Origin of the sequence: Psychrobacter sp. W2-37-MNA-CIBAN-0211, assembly GCF_040309405.1 — a bacterium.
GTDB classification, from domain to species: Bacteria; Pseudomonadota; Gammaproteobacteria; order Pseudomonadales; family Moraxellaceae; genus Psychrobacter; species Psychrobacter glaciei.
Window position 1 is genome coordinate 94,803 of the sequence record NZ_JBEOOU010000002.1, and the last position, 20,043, is coordinate 114,845.

Sequence of the window (20,043 nt, forward strand, 5' to 3'; positions counted from 1 at the left end):
AAGAGTATTGGTAAGTATTAACCTATAAATCAATTTATTATAGATTGACTTATATTGAAACTGTCGGTCTAAACCATCATATAGAGTGGCTTAGATACCGATGATAAGACTAGATTGATTTGTAAGATTAAATGCAGTTATAACATTAAATGCAGTTGTAACATTAAATGATAGTGTCATAGTGGCGCACTGATGAAGCACATACCAATGTATCACCTGTACGAATGGATAAACAGTCACTAACTGAGTATTAACACCCGTTTTATATTATCGTTTACGTTGCCAAGTTTGCATAATATTAATATCAAATAGTATTGATGCATGCTGGCCACGCTTTCAATTTGTTTCCACGTTTACTGTAAGGACTCTCGATGGCATATTCTTATACTGAAAAAAAGCGTATTCGCAAAAGTTTTGCTGAATTGCCCACTGTGATGGACATTCCCTATTTACTGTCTATTCAAGTAGATTCCTACGAGCAATTTTTGCAAGAGCATAAAAAGCCAAAAGCTCGTGAGAATAGTGGCCTGCAAGCTGCGTATTCCTCTATTTTCCCAATTGAGAGTCACTCTGGTAATGCTGAGTTACAATTCGTTGAATATTATTTGGGTGATCCTGAGTTTGATGAGCGTGAGTGTATCTTACGTGGCTCAACGTTTGCAGCACCAATGCGTGTCAAGATCCGCTTAATTATCAAAGATAAAGACAGCAAAGACAAAGACAGTAAAGCGGCAATCAAAGATATCCGTGAGCAAAGTGTTTATATGGGTGAAATCCCATTGATGACCCAAAACGGTACCTTTATTATCAATGGTACTGAGCGTGTTATCGTATCGCAATTACATCGCTCACCTGGCGTGTTCTTTGATCATGATAAAGGCAAGTCACATTCAAGTGGTAAAGTGCTTTATAACGCACGTATCATCCCTTACCGTGGTTCATGGCTTGACTTTGAATTTGATGCAAAAGACTTAGTCTTTGCTCGTATTGACCGTCGTCGTAAATTACTGGCATCTATTATCCTTCGTGCCCTAGGCTTGAGCACTGCTGAAATCTTAGATCTTTTCTTTGATAAAGTAGCGGTTTATAAAGGTGAAGAGCAGTTTGAGATTGATCTGGTTGCAGATCGTCTGCGTGGCGAGATGGCTCAGTTCGATATCGTATCACCTGAAGGTGACGTCATCGTAGAGCAGGGCAAACGTATCAATGCCCGTCGTATCCGTCAGCTTGAAGAAGCGGGTATGACCAAAATCTCTATCCCTGATGAATACTTATATGAGCGTATTTTGGCCGAAGACATCGTCGTCAACGATGAAGTCATCGCTAAAGCCAATACGTTAATTGACCATGAATTATTGGTTAAATTAAGCGCGTTTGAAGCCAGTGATTCTATCAAAGAGTTCAGCATTTTGTTCACCAACGATATCGATCAAGGCAGTTATATTGCCGATACGTTACGTGCTGACAGTACTTCAAGCCGTGAAGAAGCCTTGATTGAAATCTATAAAGTCATGCGTCCAGGTGAGCCACCAACGGTCGAAACTGCTGAAAAACTATTTGATAGCATGTTCTTTAACGCTGATCGTTATGACCTATCAAATGTTGGTCGTATGAAATTCAACCGTCGTCTTGGTTTAGAATTTGATAACACGGATGATCCAGATATCCAGCGCGAACGTAGCGTATTGACCAATGCCGATATCGTTAACGTGCTAAAAGAGCTGATCGAAATTCGTAACGGTCGCGGCGAAGTCGATGATATTGACCATCTAGGTAACCGCCGTATTCGTTCGGTTGGTGAAATGGCAGAAAACCAATTCCGTGTTGGTCTAGTGCGTGTTGAGCGTGCAGTCAAAGAGCGTTTAAGCTCAGCGGAATCTGATAACTTGTCACCACAAGATTTGATTAACTCAAAGCCTGTTGCGGCTGCGGTTAAAGAGTTCTTTGGTTCAAGCCAGTTGTCACAGTTTATGGATCAGAACAACCCGTTGTCTGAAGTTACCCATAAGCGCCGTGTATCAGCATTAGGACCCGGTGGTCTGACTCGTGAACGTGCAGGCTTTGAAGTACGTGACGTACATGATACCCATTATGGCCGTGTATGCCCAATTGAGACTCCTGAAGGTCCAAACATTGGCCTTATCAACTCATTGGCAACATTCGCTAAAACCAACAGCTTTGGCTTCTTAGAAACGCCTTATCGCCGTGTGGTTGATGGTAAAGTCACAGACGTTATTGAGTATCTATCAGCGATTGAAGAAGTTGGTACTGTCATTGCACAGGCTGACTCACCAGTAACCGCAGAAGGCGCGTTATCTGATGAAATGGTCAGTGTACGTAGCTATGGTGAATTCGTTCGCATGCCGCCAGAAAAAGTGACGCATATGGATGTGTCACCAAGTCAGGTCGTATCGGTCGCAGCAGGTTTGATTCCGTTCCTAGAGCATGATGATGCTAACCGTGCCTTGATGGGTTCGAACATGCAGCGTCAGGCTGTTCCTACGTTACGTGCTGATAAGCCGTTAGTAGGTACAGGTATGGAGCGTCACGTTGCTCGTGACTCAGGCGTTTGTGTCATCGCTAAGCGTGGTGGTGTGATCGAAGACGTTGATGCCTCACGTGTTGTGGTTCGTGTAAATGAAGATGAGATGATTGCTGGTGAAGCCGGTATTGATATCTATAACTTGGTTAAATATACGCGTTCTAACCAAAACACTTGTATCAACCAACGTATTATCGTTAACCAAGGCGATGCTATTGCTGTAGGTGATATCTTGGCTGATGGTCCGTCAACGGATCTTGGCGAGTTGGCATTGGGTCAGAACATTCGCATCGCATTTATGCCGTGGAATGGTTACAACTTCGAAGATTCAATCTTGTTATCTGAAAAAGTGGTTAAAGAAGATCGTTTCACCACTATTCATATTCAAGAATTGACCTGTGTGGCGCGTGATACCAAGCTTGGAACCGAAGAGATTACTGCGGATATTCCAAACGTTGGCGAAGCAGCTCTATCAAGCCTTGATGAAGCGGGTATCGTTTATATCGGTGCTGAAGTTGACGCTGGTGATATCTTAGTCGGTAAAGTGACGCCAAAAGGTGAAACACAACTAACGCCAGAAGAGAAACTCCTCCGGGCTATCTTCGGTGAAAAAGCCGCTGATGTTAAAGACACGTCATTACGTGTTCCAACATCAAGCAAAGGTACGGTTATTGACGTTCAAGTCTTTACCCGTGATGGCGTCGAAAAAGATGCGCGTGCAAGAGCGATTGAAAAATCACAGCTTGATAGCTACCGTAAAGATTTAAAAGAAGAACTACGTATCTTTGAAGAAGCTGCTCGTGGTCGTATTGGTAATCTGTTAGATGGTCAAAAAGTCAGTGGTGGTTCAGGTCTAAAAGCCGGTACAGTGATGGCATTGGCTGATATGAAAGATATGAGCCTTGAGACTTTGCTTGATATTCAGCCAGTTGAAGAAGAAATCTCTGAGCGTCTAACGCAAATCGCTGATTACTTAGTTGATAAGCAAAAAGACATCGATGTGAAGTTTGCTGAGAAAAAACGCAAATTGACTGCCGGTGATGACTTGCAACATGGCGTACAAAAAATCGTTAAGGTATATCTAGCGGTCAAGCGTCGTATTCAGCCTGGTGATAAGATGGCTGGTCGTCATGGTAACAAAGGTGTTGTATCGCGCATTATGCCGGTTGAAGACATGCCTTATGACGAAAATGGTAATACCGTTGACATCGTACTGAACCCACTAGGTGTTCCATCTCGTATGAACATCGGTCAGGTGCTAGAGACGCATTTGGGTATGGCAGCAAAAGGTTTGGGCGAGAAAATTGACGGCATGCTCAAAGCACAAGCCGCGATCAAAGACTTACGTGATTTCTTAGACCAAATCTATAACAAAGTAGGCGGTGAACAAGTTGATCTTGATAGCTTGAGTGATGACGACATCATGGCGCTATCAGACAACTTGCGTGGCGGTGTACCGATGGGCACGGCAGTATTTGATGGTGCGCATGAGCATCAAGTCAAAGACTTGTTAGAGCTTGCTGGTCTAGCCAGAAACGGTCAGCAAACGTTGTATGATGGTCGTACGGGTCAGAAGTTTGATCGTCAAGTAACCGTCGGCTACATGTATATGCTCAAGCTTAACCATTTGGTTGATGACAAAATGCATGCACGTTCAACCGGTTCTTATTCACTAGTGACGCAGCAGCCACTTGGTGGTAAAGCACAGTTCGGTGGTCAGCGCTTCGGTGAGATGGAAGTATGGGCACTAGAAGCTTACGGCGCGACTTACACGCTGCAAGAGATGTTGACAGTGAAATCGGATGATGTCGAAGGCCGTACCCGTATGTATAAAAACATCGTCGATGGTGAGCAATATATGGATCCAGGTATGCCTGAATCGTTTAACGTCTTGACCAAAGAAATCAAATCATTGGGTATTAACATTGAGTTAAAACAAACCCATTAAGAATGGCTGGCTGACTGAATGAAGATTATTACAGTCAGTTGTTAACCTTAGTGGTTAGCTAAAAGCAGTATGCTAAATCGCTGCTGCTTTTAGTCATTTATCTCAACCCTATTCATTGCCTTCATTCATCTTATCCGCGTTAATAGTACGCTGTCAGATGATTATAAAGATAACGGAGAAGCAACTTGAAAGATTTACTCGATATCATGCAAAGCCCTACCGGCAACGGTAATCAAGAGTTTGATAGCATTCAAATTACTTTGGCCTCACCTGACGTGATCAAGTCATGGTCGCATGGTGAAGTGAAAAAGCCTGAAACCATTAACTATCGTACGTTTAAGCCTGAGCGTGATGGTCTTTTTTGTGCCAAAATCTTTGGCCCAGTAAAAGATTTTGAATGTCTATGTGGTAAGTACAAACGCCGTAAATTCCAAGGCGTTATCTGTGAAAAATGTGGCGTTGAAGTCACTACCGCCAAAGTCCGTCGCGATCGCATGGGTCATATTGACCTAGCCAGTCCTGTGGCGCACATTTGGTTCTTAAAATCATTACCAAGCCGCATCGGTCTCTTGCTAGACATGACGCTACGTGATATTGAGCGCGTTCTATATTTTGAAAGCTATATTGTCACAGAACCTGGTCTGACTTCTTTAGAGAAGTACCAATTGCTTGACGATGAAGATTACTACCGCGCGCTTGAAGAGTTTGGCGACGAATTTACTGCCAAGATGGGTGCAGAAGCGGTACAAGACCTATTAAAAGATATCGACTTAGATTTAGAAATCGATGAGCTGCGTGAAGCGATTCCGCAAACGGGTTCTGAAACTAAGCTCAAAAAGATGTCTAAGCGTTTGAAGCTATTAGAAGCATTCCGTGATTCTAATAACAAACCTGAATGGATGGTTATGACCATCTTGCCAGTATTACCACCAGATTTACGTCCTCTAGTACCACTAGAAGGTGGTCGTTTTGCGACTTCAGATCTAAACGATTTGTATCGCCGTGTGATCAACCGTAATAACCGTCTCAAGCGTCTGCTTGAGCTGAGCGCCCCTGATATCATCGTACGTAACGAAAAACGTATGTTGCAAGAGTCAGTCGATGCGTTGCTAGATAACGGTCGTCGCGGTCGTGCGATTACTGGTAGTAATAAGCGTCCATTGAAATCTTTGGCAGATATGATCAAAGGTAAGCAAGGTCGTTTCCGTCAAAACTTACTTGGTAAGCGTGTCGATTATTCTGGTCGTTCGGTAATCGTTGTAGGTCCAACACTACGCCTACATCAGTGTGGTCTACCGAAGAAAATGGCACTTGAGTTATTCAAGCCATTTACTTATAACAAACTATTATCTCATGGTTTGGCGACTACAATTAAAGCTGCCAAAAAGATGGTTGAGCGTGAAGAGCCGCAAGTGTGGGACATGCTGGCCATGGTTATTCGTGAGCATCCAGTACTTCTTAACCGTGCACCAACGCTTCACCGTTTGGGTCTACAAGCGTTCGAGCCAGTACTAATCGAAGGTAAAGCAATTCAATTGCATCCGCTCGTATGTACTGCATTCAACGCCGATTTTGATGGTGACCAAATGGCCGTTCACGTGCCATTGACGCTAGAAGCTCAGCTTGAGTCACGTGCTTTGATGATGTCGACCAACAACATCTTGTCACCTGCGAACGGCGATCCAATCATCGTACCGTCACAGGATGTGGTATTGGGTTTGTACTACATTAGCCGCTCATCAGTGAATGCTAAAGGCGAAGGCATGATCTTTGCCACCGTCAATGAAGCATTGCGCGCGATTGGCTCAAACGATTTGCATGTAAACGCGAAAATTAAAGTTCGTGTGACTGAAACGCATTTCGATGAAGAAGGCAACGAGACCAAAGAAATCAGTATCAAAGATACGGTTGCTGGTCGTTTACTTATCTGGAACATCATGCCTAAAGGTATGACGTTTGATGAATGTAACCAAGAGATGACGAAGAAAAACATCTCACGCTTGATCAACTCTTGCTATCGTAAAGTAGGTGTTAAAGACAGTGTTATGTTTGCTGACCAATTGATGTATCTAGGTTTTGCGCAAGCAACGTTATCTGGTGTGTCTATCGGTTTGGATGACATGGTTATTCCACCGAGCAAAAAGCAAATCATCGAAGTTGCTGAAGGCGAAGTGCGCGAGATTGAAGATCAGTTTGAGCAAGGTTTTGTGACGGCTGGTGAGCGTTATAACAAAGTGGTCGATATCTGGTCACGTACCAATGACAAAGTCGCGAAAGCGATGATGGATAACTTGGCGACCGATAAAGTTATCAACGCGCAAGGTGAAGAAGAAGAGCAGAAGTCATTTAACTCTATCTTTATCATGTCAGATTCTGGTGCTCGTGGTAGTGCGGCACAGATTCGTCAGTTGGCTGGTATGCGTGGCCTGATGGCTAAGCCGGATGGCTCAATCATTGAGACACCTATTAAAGCCAACTTCCGCGAAGGTTTGACGGTACTACAGTACTTTATCTCTACGCATGGTGCACGTAAAGGTCTAGCAGATACGGCATTGAAAACTGCCAACTCGGGTTATTTGACTCGTCGTTTGGTTGATGTTGCACAAGATTTGGTTATCACCAGTGATGACTGTGGTACCGAGCAAGGCTTGCTCATGAAACCACATATTCAAGGTGGCGAAATCATTGAGAAATTGGGTGAGCTAGTACTTGGTCGTGTGACCGCGCGTGATGTCACTTATAATGATGATGCTGATAAGATATTGATTCCAGCGGGTACGTTGATCGATGAGCATTGGGTCAATGTACTTGATGAAAACGCGATCGATGATATCTGGGTACGTTCAGTTATTACTTGTAATGTTGAGCACGGTGTTTGTTCACAGTGTTATGGTCGTGATCTTGCTCGTGGTCATAAAGTAAATATCGGCGAATCAGTCGGTGTTATGGCAGCACAGTCTATCGGTGAGCCGGGTACTCAGTTAACCATGCGTACGTTCCACGTGGGCGGGGCAGCAAGCTCAGCCTCTGTAGACAACAGCATCTCTGTACGTAATGCTGGTCAAGCGCATTTCGAAAACATGAAAACGGTTCAACATACCGACGGTCACTTAGTCATCGTATCGCGTTCTGCTGAAATTGCGTTGACTGATGAGCTTGGTCGTGAGCGTGAGCGTTATAAAGTGCCTTACGGTTCAAGCGTTCTTGTGAAAGATGAAGATCAGGTCGAAGGTGGTCAAACCATCGCTAAGTGGGATCCGCACACGCATCCTATCATCACAGAATTTGCTGGTACAGCACGTTTCAGTGACATCACTGATGGCTTGACAGCGACTGTGAAGGTTGATGATGCGACTGGTATGAGCTCGTTTGAGATTCTAGCCACTCGTGACCGTTCAAGCTCAGCAAAAGACTTACGTCCTGCTATTATCTTGAACACAGACGAAGGCAAAGAAGTGGTTTACTTCTTACCTGCCGAAACCATCATTCGTGTGAGCGATGGTGAAAAAGTAGCAGCCGGTTCGATCCTAGGCCGTGTACCACAAGCATCTTCAGGTACCAAAGATATTACTGGTGGTCTACCACGTGTTGCTGATTTGTTTGAAGCACGTCGCCCGAAAGATCATGCCATCATGGCAGAAATGTCAGGTGTGGTGAGCTTCGGTAAAGAGACCAAAGGTAAAAACCGCTTTATTATCACCAATGAAGATGGTGAAGTACATGAAGAGCTGATCCCGAAATGGCGTCAAATTAACGTCTTTGAAAACGAGACAGTTGCTCGCGGTGAAGTGATCGCTGATGGTCCACAAAACCCACACGATATCTTGCGCCTAAAAGGTCAAACGGCACTTGCTGATTATATCGTTAACGAAGTACAGGACGTTTATCGTCTGCAGGGTGTAAAAATCAACGATAAGCACATCGAAGTTATTATTCGTCAGATGCTGCGCAAAGTTGAAATTACCGATGGCGGCGATTCAAGTCACTTCAAAGGCGATCAGGTCGAGTACGCTGATATCAAAGCGTTGAATGCCAAACTAGAAGCGGAAGATAAATTCCCAGTACAGTTCGAGCGTCAATTACTAGGTATCACCAAAGCCAGCTTGGCAACGGAAAGCTTTATCTCAGCAGCGTCGTTCCAGGAAACGACTCGTGTGCTAACTGCTGCTGCCGTTACTGGTAAAGTCGATGAACTACGTGGTCTGAAAGAAAACGTCGTCGTTGGTCGCTTGATTCCAGCTGGTACTGGTCTTGCTTATCATAAAGCCCGTAAAGAGAAAGCGGATCAAAAGCTACAAGACAAAGATCTCAATGCAGCGTTTGATATGACTGCTAGCACTGATAGTAAAGACTTTGCTAGCTTTGATGAAGCCTTTGCACAAGAGCTGAACCAAGATAACTAATAGTATTAGACATCTTTGATTCATTGTTAACTTAATAAAAAAGCCAGCCTACGTTGCTGGCTTTTTTACGTTTGCAAATTAGTAAGGTAGTGAGAAAAATTGGTCTAAGAGCTATATCTGGTAAGCGGATAAGTCTTAATATAGCGCCGCTATTTTTTAGCTGATATACTTTCTAGCAAGATTGCTCCAGTTAGTAGTACACTCAAAAAATCATATCATGAGTTATGGATGTGCTAACTGGTCATATTTATTATTAATATAAGGATAATTAAAGCATGGCAGGTAAAACGCGCGTTGCTAAATATCAAGCAGATCGAACCAACCAAAAGCTGTATTTTTGTCGTTTATCTTGCCAAGCGGCTGGAAGTACCAACGATAAGCAGTTATATCAAGCACACTGTGAAACTGCTATTTTTCATTTGTATGGCAGTTTTCTAGCTTTTATCCAAGAGCTTGGTCATTTTTATAGCTTAAACATGACGGCACCCACTTTGTCAGATATCGAGCAAGCACTGAGCGAACGTACTCAAGTGTCACCTGAAATTCAACGCTTGCAGCAGTTACAAGAACAAGGCTTTCTTGCCAATGTAGAGCGCGCTTATCAACGTTGCCTGTATGCGGTACTGCCAGATAATTCGGCGGCTGAAAATGCTAATATGGTTGAGATAGAGCCAAAAGATCTTATCGTTAACGTTGTCACTTTATCGAATCAATGGTTGCCAGATGAGGCGACCATACGTGAGTGGCGGCAGCAGCTTTTAGAGCTGATTGAGCAGTTGCGTGCGGGCATGGTTGAGTTTTAGTAGGGTAGGACTTAACTGATTTTATAAGCAGATCTTTAAGATTATAGTTTTAAAATAAAAAAGGGCTGGTTCAGTGATTACTGAACCAGCCCTTTAATGCTAAATAGCCGTTACCCTCGCAAAGTGTTTACTCTGGCATGGGTGGCATACGTTCGACAGGGGTGACCGTTAAAGGATTTTGTGGCACGCTATCGGCGTTATTATTGCTTGGCTGTGACACGGGCGAACGCTCAGGTTCTGATGGCTTACGTTGCTGTGTTTTGGTCTTGACGGGTTTGGCTGACGTGCTAGTATCGGCATCATCATCTTCGCTGTCAACAATGCCATCATCTGTCATCTCTAGGATTTGTTGCATCTGTTTCTTAGATTTGGCACGGTTGTTAACAGACACCCATTGATTAGGCACATCTTTAAGCTGCGCTCTCATAAAGTCCATCCATACAGGCAGCGCTGCCACGCCACCATACTCACGGCGACCCATGGTTGATGGTTGATCAAAACCCATCCATACGACAGTAGTGTTAGTAGGATGAAACCCTGCAAACCATGCGTCTTTCGCATCGTTGGTTGTACCAGTTTTACCACCAATATCATTACGTCCCAACGCTTTTGCTCGTACAGCTGTACCACGCTGCACGACATCACGCAAGATATCAGCCATATCGTAAGCCACTCTTGGCTTCAAAATACGCGGTGCTTGCATGGCAGTAATGTACTGCACGACAGGTGCTCTCAAACGATCTGAGGCTGGACTCCCATCATAAATATTTAAATCAAGCGCCTCGTTATCTTTTGCCGTATTGTCGCTATTTTCTGCATTGAGGTCAGCAGCTGATTTATTTTCTGTTGCTTTGTCTTTAGCGTTGACTTTTTCCTCTTTTTTAGCAGCAAGCGCTGCATTCTCTTTTTCTATTTTTGCCTCATAATCTACGATAAGCTTTTTATTGAGATTTTCAAGTTGTTCGTTAAAGCATACAGCACAAGCTTGCTGCGGATTGGCTTGGAATAACAATTTGTTTTCGTAGTTGTAGATCTGTTCTATAAAGTAAGGCTGAACACGGTGACCACCATTGGCGAACGTGGAGTAAGCCGTTGCCATTTGTAATGGCGTTGCTTGCCCTGCGCCTAATGCCAACGATAAAGTCGTTGGTAGCTTTTCTTTATCAAGACCGAATTCGTCCAATAGATTGCGGGCATCAGAGATACCAATAGCCTGTAATAAGCGAATAGAGACTAAGTTACGTGATAAATACAAGCCACGACGTAAAGTGATGTCACCTAAGAAACGTTGATCGGAATTTTTAGGTTTCCAGTCACCTACTTGAATCGGGCGATCCGAGACAATACTATCTGGGCGATAACCTTTTTCTAGCGCAGTGGTGTAAACCAGTGGCTTAATCGTTGAGCCTGGCTGACGCCATCCTTGCAAGGCACGGTTGAACTTACTGTGGTTAAAGTCAAAGCCACCGACCAATGCATTAACCGCTCCAGTTTCTGGATTCAAGGAGACCAGACTTCCTTGTATTTTAGGAATTTGTCCCAACTGCCAATTACCATTCGCGGTCGGTATCAAACGAATGATATCGTTTTTATTAACAATTTGGCGAGCATTGTCAGGGAAGTAACCGATACGATTGGCAGAAATATACTTGCGTGCCCAGCTCATCCCAGACCAACCAACAGTCACATTCTCACCAGAGGGCATTGTCGCCTCAAAACTGCGAGCATTCACTTTGGTGACTTTGGCAGGAGTCATATTACTATAACGACGGAAATTTTCTAGCGGTTCATCATTTGCTTCAGCCCCGCGCCAACCATGACGATGTTCGTAAGCCACCAAACCTGTCAGTATCGCCGCTTCCGCATCTGTTTGTGCTTTGCTATCAACCGTAAGGCGTACCCGCCATCCACTATGCATCACTTGCTCACCATAGCGATCAACTAAGGTAGAGCGTGTCATTTCTGCCAAATAAGGCATATTAACGTCTAGCTTTTCTTGATATAAATTGATGGCTACCGGAGAATTTACCGCTTCGTCGTGTTGCGCTTTATTGATATAGCCCAGCTCAAGCATACGACCAATGATCCAGTTACGGCGAGTAAGGGCGCGACTAGGGTTGGCAACAGGGTTGTATTTAGAAGGGGCTTTTGGCAGACCTGCTAACATTGCCATCTCAGCAATATTCAGGTTTTCTAACGATTTACTATAATATTTTTTGGCGGCGGCACGAATGCCGTAAGCGCCTTCACCGAGGTAAATTTTATTGACATAGAGAGTCAAAATATCATTTTTACTGAGTTCGTCTTCAATCTTACGAGCCAAAAACAATTCCGTCAATTTACGATTTAAGGTGCGTTCTGGGCTTAAAAAGTAATTTTTGGCAACCTGCATGGTGATGGTAGAGCCACCAGTTTGGCTGTCATCGTCAGTCACTACTTCAGTCACCGCGCGACCAAGACCTTTAATACTAATACCACTATGCTGGAAAAAAGCCGCGTCTTCTGCCGCTAAAAAAGCATGCGTGAGATCTTCAGGAATGTCATCAAAAGTAACAGGTAGGGAGAGACGATTACCATACTGACCGATTAATTTGTCATCTCGGCTATAGATCTGTAATGGCATCTCTAAATTGGCAGTTTTGATTTCTTGGGTACTAGGCAAGGTGGGTGATAGATACATCGCCATCCCATAGAAACCAATAGGCACGGCAAGCGCTAAGATAACGGCGAGCGCTAAACAGGCAATGAAAAGCCCCACCAAAAAGCGAATGAGACGAACGGTAGCATTTTTTTTAGCCATAATGAGACTTATCAATTAAAATTTGCAACAAATAAGGCATTATACCTTGAACAAAATAGGGAGGTCATAATAAATGTGTAAGTTGACCTTAATAACTTATTTAAATGCTTGAATCTATCTGGTAAGTAAAGTATTGTACTAAAATATTACAAATCACTATCAGATTGTACACTTAATATAAGGTATAGAGTTTGTGAGGCTATTTACTTCCAAGAGTCGACATTTGATTGGCATAGATATCTGTGCTACTTCGGTCAAATTGGTTGACATACAGCGCCAACAAGGGATGTTTCATCTAAAATCCTATGGTATTGAAAGACTACCGGAAGGCGTAGTCGTTGACAAACTTCTTGTAGATACTGAGGCAGTAGGTAATATTATAGCTGGCTTGGCGCGACGCTGTCAGGTAGCGGGCAGCGATGCCGCCGCCGCCGTCTCAGGCTCAGCAGTGATCACTAAAATCATTGATATGGATATGGTGCTAAGCGATGTTGAGCGCGAAGCGCAAATCCGTCTGGATGCCGATCAATATGTGCCTTATCCTTTAGAAGATGTCAATCTGGATTTTGAAGTATTGGGCCCTTCTTTAGTAAATGACGAGATGGTACAAGTGTTGCTTGCTGCCTCGCGCTCGGAAAATGTCGACCAAAGAGTTGATGCTTTAACCTTTGGTGGCTTGCAAACCAAGGTCATGGATATTGAAACACATGCCATTGAGCGTGCGTTCGGTTTGATGGCAGACAACTTGCCAAATATGCCAGAGATTGTCGCCTTGATCGATATTGGACACAACCAAACCACACTATATATCGCCAAAAATGGTGAATTTATATATAGCCGTGAACAGTTATTTGGTGGCTCTCAGCTCACAGAGGCGATACAAAATCGCTATGGACTATCGGCTGAAGAAGCAAATATTAGTAAACGTGCAGGTACATTACCTGATGATTACTATCCAGATGTATTGACCCCTTTCATAGAAAATACTATCCAACAAGTCACTCGCTCTCTACAGTTTTATTTTTCCTCGAGCCAATACAGTAGTATCGATCATATCGTACTGGCAGGCGGTAGTAGCTCTATTGCAGGTCTGGCCGGTATGGCGCAACAAAAACTGGGCGTGACGGTTAGTATTGCCAATCCTTTCACCAACATGACCATTGCGCCGCACATTGATAATGAACAGCTGGTCATTGATGCCCCGAGTTTAATGGCCGCATGCGGTCTTGCGTTAAGGAGCTTCGACTAATGGCTCGTATTAACCTACTGCCCTGGCGGCAAGAAGAACGTGCGCGTCGCAATAAAGAATTTCTTACTTTAGTAGTGGCGGTCACTTTATTTGCCTTACTAGCAGCGTTCGCTTCATGGAGCTATTTTAATAATGAGCTTGATGAACAACGCAATGCGAATGTACTGATTGAGCAAGAGAACGCTCGCTTAGACAAAGCATTGATCGAAATTGATAGCCTAGAGCAACGCCGTGAAGATATTATCTCTCGCATGCAGGTGATTCAAGATTTGCAAGGTCGACGACCTGTGCCTGTACGTCTATGGGATGATTTGGCCAAAGCCATTCCGCCTGCGCTTTATCTAAATAACCTAAAGCGCGAAGGCGATATCCTTACTTTGACGGGTCTTGCGGACAATCCAAATGTCGTATCAAGTTTGATTCGCAACCTTGATAGTAGCAAATGGATGGGCAACTCAGCGGTCAGCAATATTCAGCAAAATATTAGCGCGTATACACCAGCGCCTGCGCTTAATGAGCCGGTAACAACTGATGGACAGCCACGTCCCGTTTATCCTGAGGACAGTTACGTACAGTTTGTCGTAACGACCAAGGTGCAATCAGAAACTGCTGTAGCCGTTGATGCTGATGGTAGTACTGAGCTGGGAGGTGAGTTATGAAGCTGAGCCGTAAAAAAAGCCTAATCAAGACTAAAAAGAGCGCTGTCAATCCTAAAAAACAGTTTGACTTGAATGAGTTTCGCCGCAGTTTTGAGTCTTTGGATTCTGAAAACTACGGCAGCTGGCCAGTTCCGGTAAAGATAACGGTCATTGGATTTATCATTGCACTGATAGCGGCGCTATCGTGGGCGCTACCGATTAGCAGCAAGATTGATGAGATTACTGCAGCAGAAAGTCAGCAGCAAACCTTACTTGATAGTTACCGTGAAAAAGAATCACGTGCACGTCACTTAAAAACTTATCAAGCACAGGTTGTCCAGATGGAGACGGAATTCAACACCTTACTTGACCAACTGCCAAAAGACACCCGCGTGTCAGAGCTGGTAGAGGGTATTAACATGACGGGTGTTGGCAGTAATATACGCTTCCAAGATATTTCTGTAGAGCCTGAGATTGAAAATGAATTCTTTATCGAGCAGCCTATTCGCATTGCAGCGTTAGGCGAATATCATCAGTTTGGTAGCTTTATCAGTGGTCTTGCTGCCTTACCACGCATTATTACGATGCACGATTTTGAAGTCAGTAATCCACAGCCTACTTTAGATGTGTTGCCGGAGCTGAATTTGGTATTACAAACCAAAACGTATCGCTCAAAAGAAGCGGCGCCTGAAGGTGAAGAGGCTGTTGCTACTGATGCCGCTACGACCGATGCTGCAGGAGGCAACTAATGAATATCAAAAAACTGCCCATGCTACTGATTTTAAGCACCGCTGCTTTATCAATCACAGGTTGTAGTGATCGTATTGGTATGGCAGAAAAGGCGATGACCGATATTCGCAATCAGCCTGCTCAGCCTATCGAGCCACCGCCAAAAGCTGAGCTGGTAGAAGATTTTGTCTATAGTGCCAGTACGCAGCGCAGCCCGTTTTTGCCGCCAAGCTTAGTCAATGTACAAGGTCCTAGCACCTCTATCGATGGCGTGCGCCCTGATATCACCAGAGTAAAAGAACCGCTTGAGCAATACGAGCTCTCACAGCTGACTTTTCGTGGCGTCGTAATTTCGCCAGAAGGTCAGCAGTATGCACTTGTACAACGTCCTGATGGTTCGGTTGCTAGTGTGAGAGTAGGTGATTATCTTGGATTAAATGACGGCCGTATTGTTGAAATCACGCCGACCCAGATTAATTTGATCGAAATTGTGCCAGACAGTCGCGCCGGGTTTATTGAAAAACCCCAGTCGCTGGTCTCCCCTATAAGTTAAGTCGGCAGATTTTTTGAGGAATAAATAATGACAGTACGCAATAACAAGGTAATGATGATGAGCAACCGCGTCTCTTCTGCTTTTGCCATTTCTGCATTGGCAATCAGCATGGTAGCAGTTAGTAGCAGCGCCCATGCCGCCCAGCGCATTAATAATGTCTCTGTGGTACAGACTGCACCAGCAGTGACACAAATGCGTTTAGGTTTTGTAGGCTTGCCAGTATTACCTGCTGCTTATCAGCTCGATGATCCTAGCCGTCTGGTGTTGGATTTTGAACAGGTGCAAAACGGACTTGCCAGTCGCTTTAACGAATACAATATTGGTATGGTAAATGATGTCACGACGCTAAGCAGTGACAGTACCACGCGTCTGATTGTTGGGCTTAAACAAGCGGGTAACTATACGACAGCGATTGATGGCAATGATCTGCTGTTAACCCTTACCGATCCCAGTCGCCCAGTCATCACAAATGACCCGATTCAAGACGTACTCAATGACAATAATGGCATTACCACGACGGCAGTGGTTACACCGATTATAGAAACCAGTAGCGTGCCTGTCACTTCAGTGAGAACAGTCGCAACTAGCACGACCGTGGTGAATAACCAAGTGCCGACGGATACAATGGTAGTGCGAGTCAATCCGCTACTAAATCCACAACTTGCTGCCTCTCAAGTCAGTAAGCAGTATAGCTATGATGGCTTAACGGCGGTGAATTTTTCGGCAGGGAGTAACGGTGGTGGCAACGTTAGTGTTGCGCTTGCCAACGAAGCGATCCCGGTTGATGTACAGCGCCAAGGTAATAAACTGGTCGTACGCCTAACTGGCAGCACGGTACCGAGAAACTTATTGCGTCGCTTGAATATTAATAGTGGTCTCGTTAGTAGTATTGATACCAAAAACCAAGGTCAAAATGGGGTTATCACCATTAATATGACTGAAGATTATGAGTATCAAGCTTACCAATCGGGTAACCAGCTAAATGTCAGTATCAGTAAACCTGAGTTGCTACGAGAGCCAACACTGGAAGAGAGGGTGTACAGTGGCGAAGCGCTATCCATGGAATTTCAAGATGTTGAAATCCGTAGCGTCTTAGATATTTTAGCGCAGTTCACCGATATGAATATCGTCGCTAGTGATTCGGTGGCGGGTAACATCACCTTGCGCCTGATCAATGTGCCTTGGGATCAAGCGCTTGATATTATTCTAAAAAGTAAAAATCTGGGCAAACGCGAGAATGGCAATGTGATTTTAGTCGCGCCATCTACAGAACTTGCTGAACAAGAAGCGCGTGAGCTTGAAGCGCAGCAAGCGGTTGAATCTTATGCGCCACTGCGTACCGAATACATTCGCTTAAGCTATGCAAAAGCGCAAGATGTATTAACCCTTATTTCGCAAGGTAGTGGTTCATCTGGTGGCAGCAACACTGGCAATTCAAATGCTAATGACAACAATACCTTATTGTCTAATCGTGGAACGGTCACGGTTGATGAGCGTACCAATACTCTGATTATCAAAGATGTCGCGGATAGTATCGAAAATATCCACAATCTAATCAGCAAAATTGATATTCCGGTTCGTCAAGTGATGATTGAAGCGCGTATCGTTAGTGCGACTGATAGCTTTAGTAAAGAGATTGGCGTTCGTTGGGGTATCCTATCGAATGGCGCGGCGAATAACCGTAGCCTATTGGTCGGCGGTAGTAATCAGACTTTGGCAGATCTTAAGGATTTTGATATTGAAACGACGACTGTCAATGGTCAAACGGTTTCTTATCCTTCCTATGATATCAGCCGTCCCGATAACTTAAACGTTGATTTAGGCGTTGCCAACCCAGCGGGTAGTATCGCTTTTGGCTTGTTAAGTATGTCGGATGTGATGCTGGATCTTGAGTTGTCAGCACTGCAAGCCGACAATCGCGGTGAAGTTATTTCAACGCCAAAGATTTTGACAGCGGACAAACAAACGGCCAAAGTATCATCGGGTACGCAGATTCCTTATCAAGAAGCATCGGCCAGTGGCGCAACCACGACCAGCTTTAAAGAAGCAGCGCTAAGCTTAGAGGCGACGCCGAACATTACACCAGATGGTAAAATTGGCTTGCAACTTGTTATTACCAATGGCACGCCAACGATTATCAATAATCAGGTAGCGATCGCTGAAGATTCAATCTCGACCAATGTCATCGTTGAAGATGGTCAAACCATCGTACTAGGCGGGGTATTTAAAAACCGTACGACTAATGAGGTAAATAAAGTGCCTTTCTTAGGAGACTTGCCTTACGTCGGTCGTGCATTCCGTCGTGATGTCCGTAGTAACTCTAAAGAAGAGCTACTGATATTTGTCACGCCAAAACTGATCAACGATGGTGTGAGCCGTTTAAATTAATAATCGTGTTATCGGTTATGAATCAAAAAAAGCAAGCCCTAGTGCTTGCTTTTTTTATGGGTAAGTTTTTGTGCGTGCGTGGATTTTACTCATAATAATCACTGCTCATTACTAGCCAGAATATCAATGACGTTGTATCATACCTAATTTAGCTGAGTGAGTGTTATGGTGGAGGAATTACCGTCGGTATTTTTAGTGGGGCCGATGGGAGCGGGGAAGACCACAATTGGCCGACTGCTTGCCAAGCAGTTAGGGCGGACATTCGTAGATAGCGATTGGTATATCGAGTCGCAAACCGGCGCTGATATTGCTTGGATATTCGCTAAAGAAGGCGAAGCGGGCTTTCGTGAACGTGAGACACGTGCCATTGATGAGCTGAGCCAGCAAAAGCAGATTGTCTTGGCAACGGGTGGTGGTGCTGTCATGGCTGCTGAAAATCGTGAATTTCTTAAGCAGCGTGGTATCGTGGTTTATCTCAATGCACCAGTTGATGTGCAAATGGCACGCACTGCCAAAGATAAGTCGCGACCCTTATTACAACAGCCCAACCCCAGAAAAATATTGCAAGATTTATACAGTAAGCGCGATCCATTATACCGGCAAGTGGCTCACATCATTATGCCTACTGGTCATACGTATCCTCGCCATATGGTCAATCAATTATTACAGCAGCTCGAATCTTTGTGTTGCGCGCCTTCTATAACACCAGACTCTAAAGAAGATTGAAGATAAAAAATAATAGACTATGGCGTGTCCTCATTTTAATCCATTTAGCTCGCTATCGATTAAATTGAGGACACGCTCTAGATTTATAACGATACTCAGCTAATGTTACTTCACTAAAAAATGCTCAGGGAGACTTTCATGGCAACGGCACTGTTTCATGATGGCTTAACGGTACACACGCAAAGTCATGATTATCCAATCATCATTACTGAAAAATCTGCGACAGAAGATAGCAGTATGGCGAAGCAAGTCGCACCTTATATTAGCGGTCGCCAAGTATTGATTGTCACCAATGATATTGTGGCACCTTTGTACTTAAAATCGTTAGAAGATGAGCTAGCACAGCAATTTACGGTAAAGGTCTGTGTGTTACCAGATGGTGAGCAATATAAGAACCAGACGAGTATTGACCAAATTTATGATGCCCTAATGGCTGAGCATTTCAATCGTGATGTTACGCTTATCGCACTTGGTGGCGGCGTGGTTGGTGATATGACAGGCTTTGCAGCCGCCAGCTTTATGCGCGGGGTGAATTTTATTCAAATTCCAACCACGTTATTGTCGCAAGTGGATTCAAGCGTTGGTGGCAAAACAGGCATCAATCATGCCCAAGGCAAAAATATGATTGGGGCTTTTTGGCAGCCGCAAATAGTACTTGCTGAGATGAGTACGCTAAAAACCCTACCAGCGCGTGAGCTTTCGGCAGGTCTTGCTGAAGTCATTAAATACGCGCTTATCATGGATGCAGATTTTTTGACGTGGCTTGAGCACAATTTACCGGCAATGATGGCTTTAGATTTGGCGGTACTTGGCGAGGCGGTAAAACGTTGCTGTCAGTACAAAGCCGATGTCGTCGCCCAAGATGAAAGAGAGTCGGGTGTGCGTGCGTTATTGAACTTCGGCCACACTTTTGGTCATGTGATCGAAACCCATGAAGGCTATGGTAATTGGCTGCATGGTGAGGCCGTTGCCGCTGGCATGGTACAAGCGGCTGAGCTGTCACAAAAACTAGGCTGGTTAACGAATGAGGACGTGGCTCGTATTAAGCGCGTTTTGACATTGGCCAATTTGCCTATTACCCCGCCTACTATTGACGTACAAACGGCTTTAGACTTGATGGGTCATGATAAAAAAGTGAAACACGGACAAATCCGCCTTATTTTGCTAAAATCAATAGGTGAAGCTGTGTTGACCAATGATTTTGATGCCGAGCTTCTCACTGATGTCTTGTCACAACATAGCTCATGAGAACGTCAAATTTATT

At 44.3% G+C, this 20,043-nt stretch carries 11 protein-coding genes; 10 read left to right on the plus strand and 1 reads right to left on the minus strand.

The window, feature by feature from the left end:
- Positions 1-371 precede the first annotated feature (371 nt).
- The 3 genes from rpoB to AAEY72_RS03285 all read left to right on the plus strand — a co-directional run bounded on the left by rpoB (position 372) and on the right by AAEY72_RS03285 (position 9,696).
- Positions 372-4,490: a DNA-directed RNA polymerase subunit beta gene (rpoB, locus tag AAEY72_RS03275; RefSeq protein ID WP_189585786.1), complete on the plus strand. Its 4,119-nt coding sequence runs from the start codon at positions 372-374 to the stop codon at positions 4,488-4,490.
- A 185-nt stretch (positions 4,491-4,675) separates the two neighbouring features.
- Positions 4,676-8,893, plus strand: a complete 4,218-nt coding sequence (rpoC, locus tag AAEY72_RS03280; RefSeq protein WP_010201712.1) for a DNA-directed RNA polymerase subunit beta' — start codon at positions 4,676-4,678, stop codon at positions 8,891-8,893.
- A 275-nt stretch (positions 8,894-9,168) separates the two neighbouring features.
- A complete protein-coding gene (locus AAEY72_RS03285) occupies positions 9,169-9,696 on the plus strand; it encodes a DUF6586 family protein (RefSeq protein WP_189585783.1) in 528 nt (175 codons plus the stop codon).
- A gap of 127 nt (positions 9,697-9,823) precedes the next feature.
- On the opposite strand, the gene AAEY72_RS03290 is transcribed toward AAEY72_RS03285, so the two are convergent.
- A complete protein-coding gene (locus tag AAEY72_RS03290; protein ID WP_352309429.1) occupies positions 9,824-12,496 on the minus strand; it encodes a penicillin-binding protein 1A in 2,673 nt (890 codons plus the stop codon).
- 193 nt (positions 12,497-12,689) lie between these two features.
- Here AAEY72_RS03290 and pilM point away from each other — a divergent pair, with 193 nt between their 5' ends.
- From pilM to aroB, 7 genes are all read left to right on the plus strand, one after another.
- Positions 12,690-13,745, plus strand: coding sequence for a type IV pilus assembly protein PilM (gene pilM / locus AAEY72_RS03295; protein ID WP_352309430.1), 1,056 nt, complete (start codon positions 12,690-12,692; stop codon positions 13,743-13,745).
- Entirely contained in the window at positions 13,745-14,404 is a 660-nt protein-coding gene (locus tag AAEY72_RS03300; RefSeq protein WP_352309431.1) for a PilN domain-containing protein, read from the plus strand. The genes pilM and AAEY72_RS03300 overlap by 1 nt, the downstream gene beginning before the upstream one ends.
- Positions 14,401-15,132, plus strand: a complete 732-nt coding sequence (locus AAEY72_RS03305) for a type IV pilus inner membrane component PilO (protein WP_010201707.1) — start codon at positions 14,401-14,403, stop codon at positions 15,130-15,132. The genes AAEY72_RS03300 and AAEY72_RS03305 overlap by 4 nt, the downstream gene beginning before the upstream one ends.
- Positions 15,132-15,665, plus strand: coding sequence for a pilus assembly protein PilP (locus AAEY72_RS03310; RefSeq protein WP_194619549.1), 534 nt, complete (start codon positions 15,132-15,134; stop codon positions 15,663-15,665). Before AAEY72_RS03305 ends, AAEY72_RS03310 begins: the two co-directional genes overlap by 1 nt.
- A gap of 27 nt (positions 15,666-15,692) precedes the next feature.
- Positions 15,693-18,053, plus strand: coding sequence for a type IV pilus secretin PilQ (locus AAEY72_RS03315; RefSeq protein WP_352309432.1), 2,361 nt, complete (start codon positions 15,693-15,695; stop codon positions 18,051-18,053).
- A 165-nt stretch (positions 18,054-18,218) separates the two neighbouring features.
- Positions 18,219-18,779: a shikimate kinase AroK gene (aroK, locus tag AAEY72_RS03320; RefSeq protein ID WP_026037374.1), complete on the plus strand. Its 561-nt coding sequence runs from the start codon at positions 18,219-18,221 to the stop codon at positions 18,777-18,779.
- A gap of 138 nt (positions 18,780-18,917) precedes the next feature.
- Positions 18,918-20,027, plus strand: a complete 1,110-nt coding sequence (aroB, locus tag AAEY72_RS03325; protein WP_352309433.1) for a 3-dehydroquinate synthase — start codon at positions 18,918-18,920, stop codon at positions 20,025-20,027.
- Positions 20,028-20,043 lie beyond the last annotated feature (16 nt).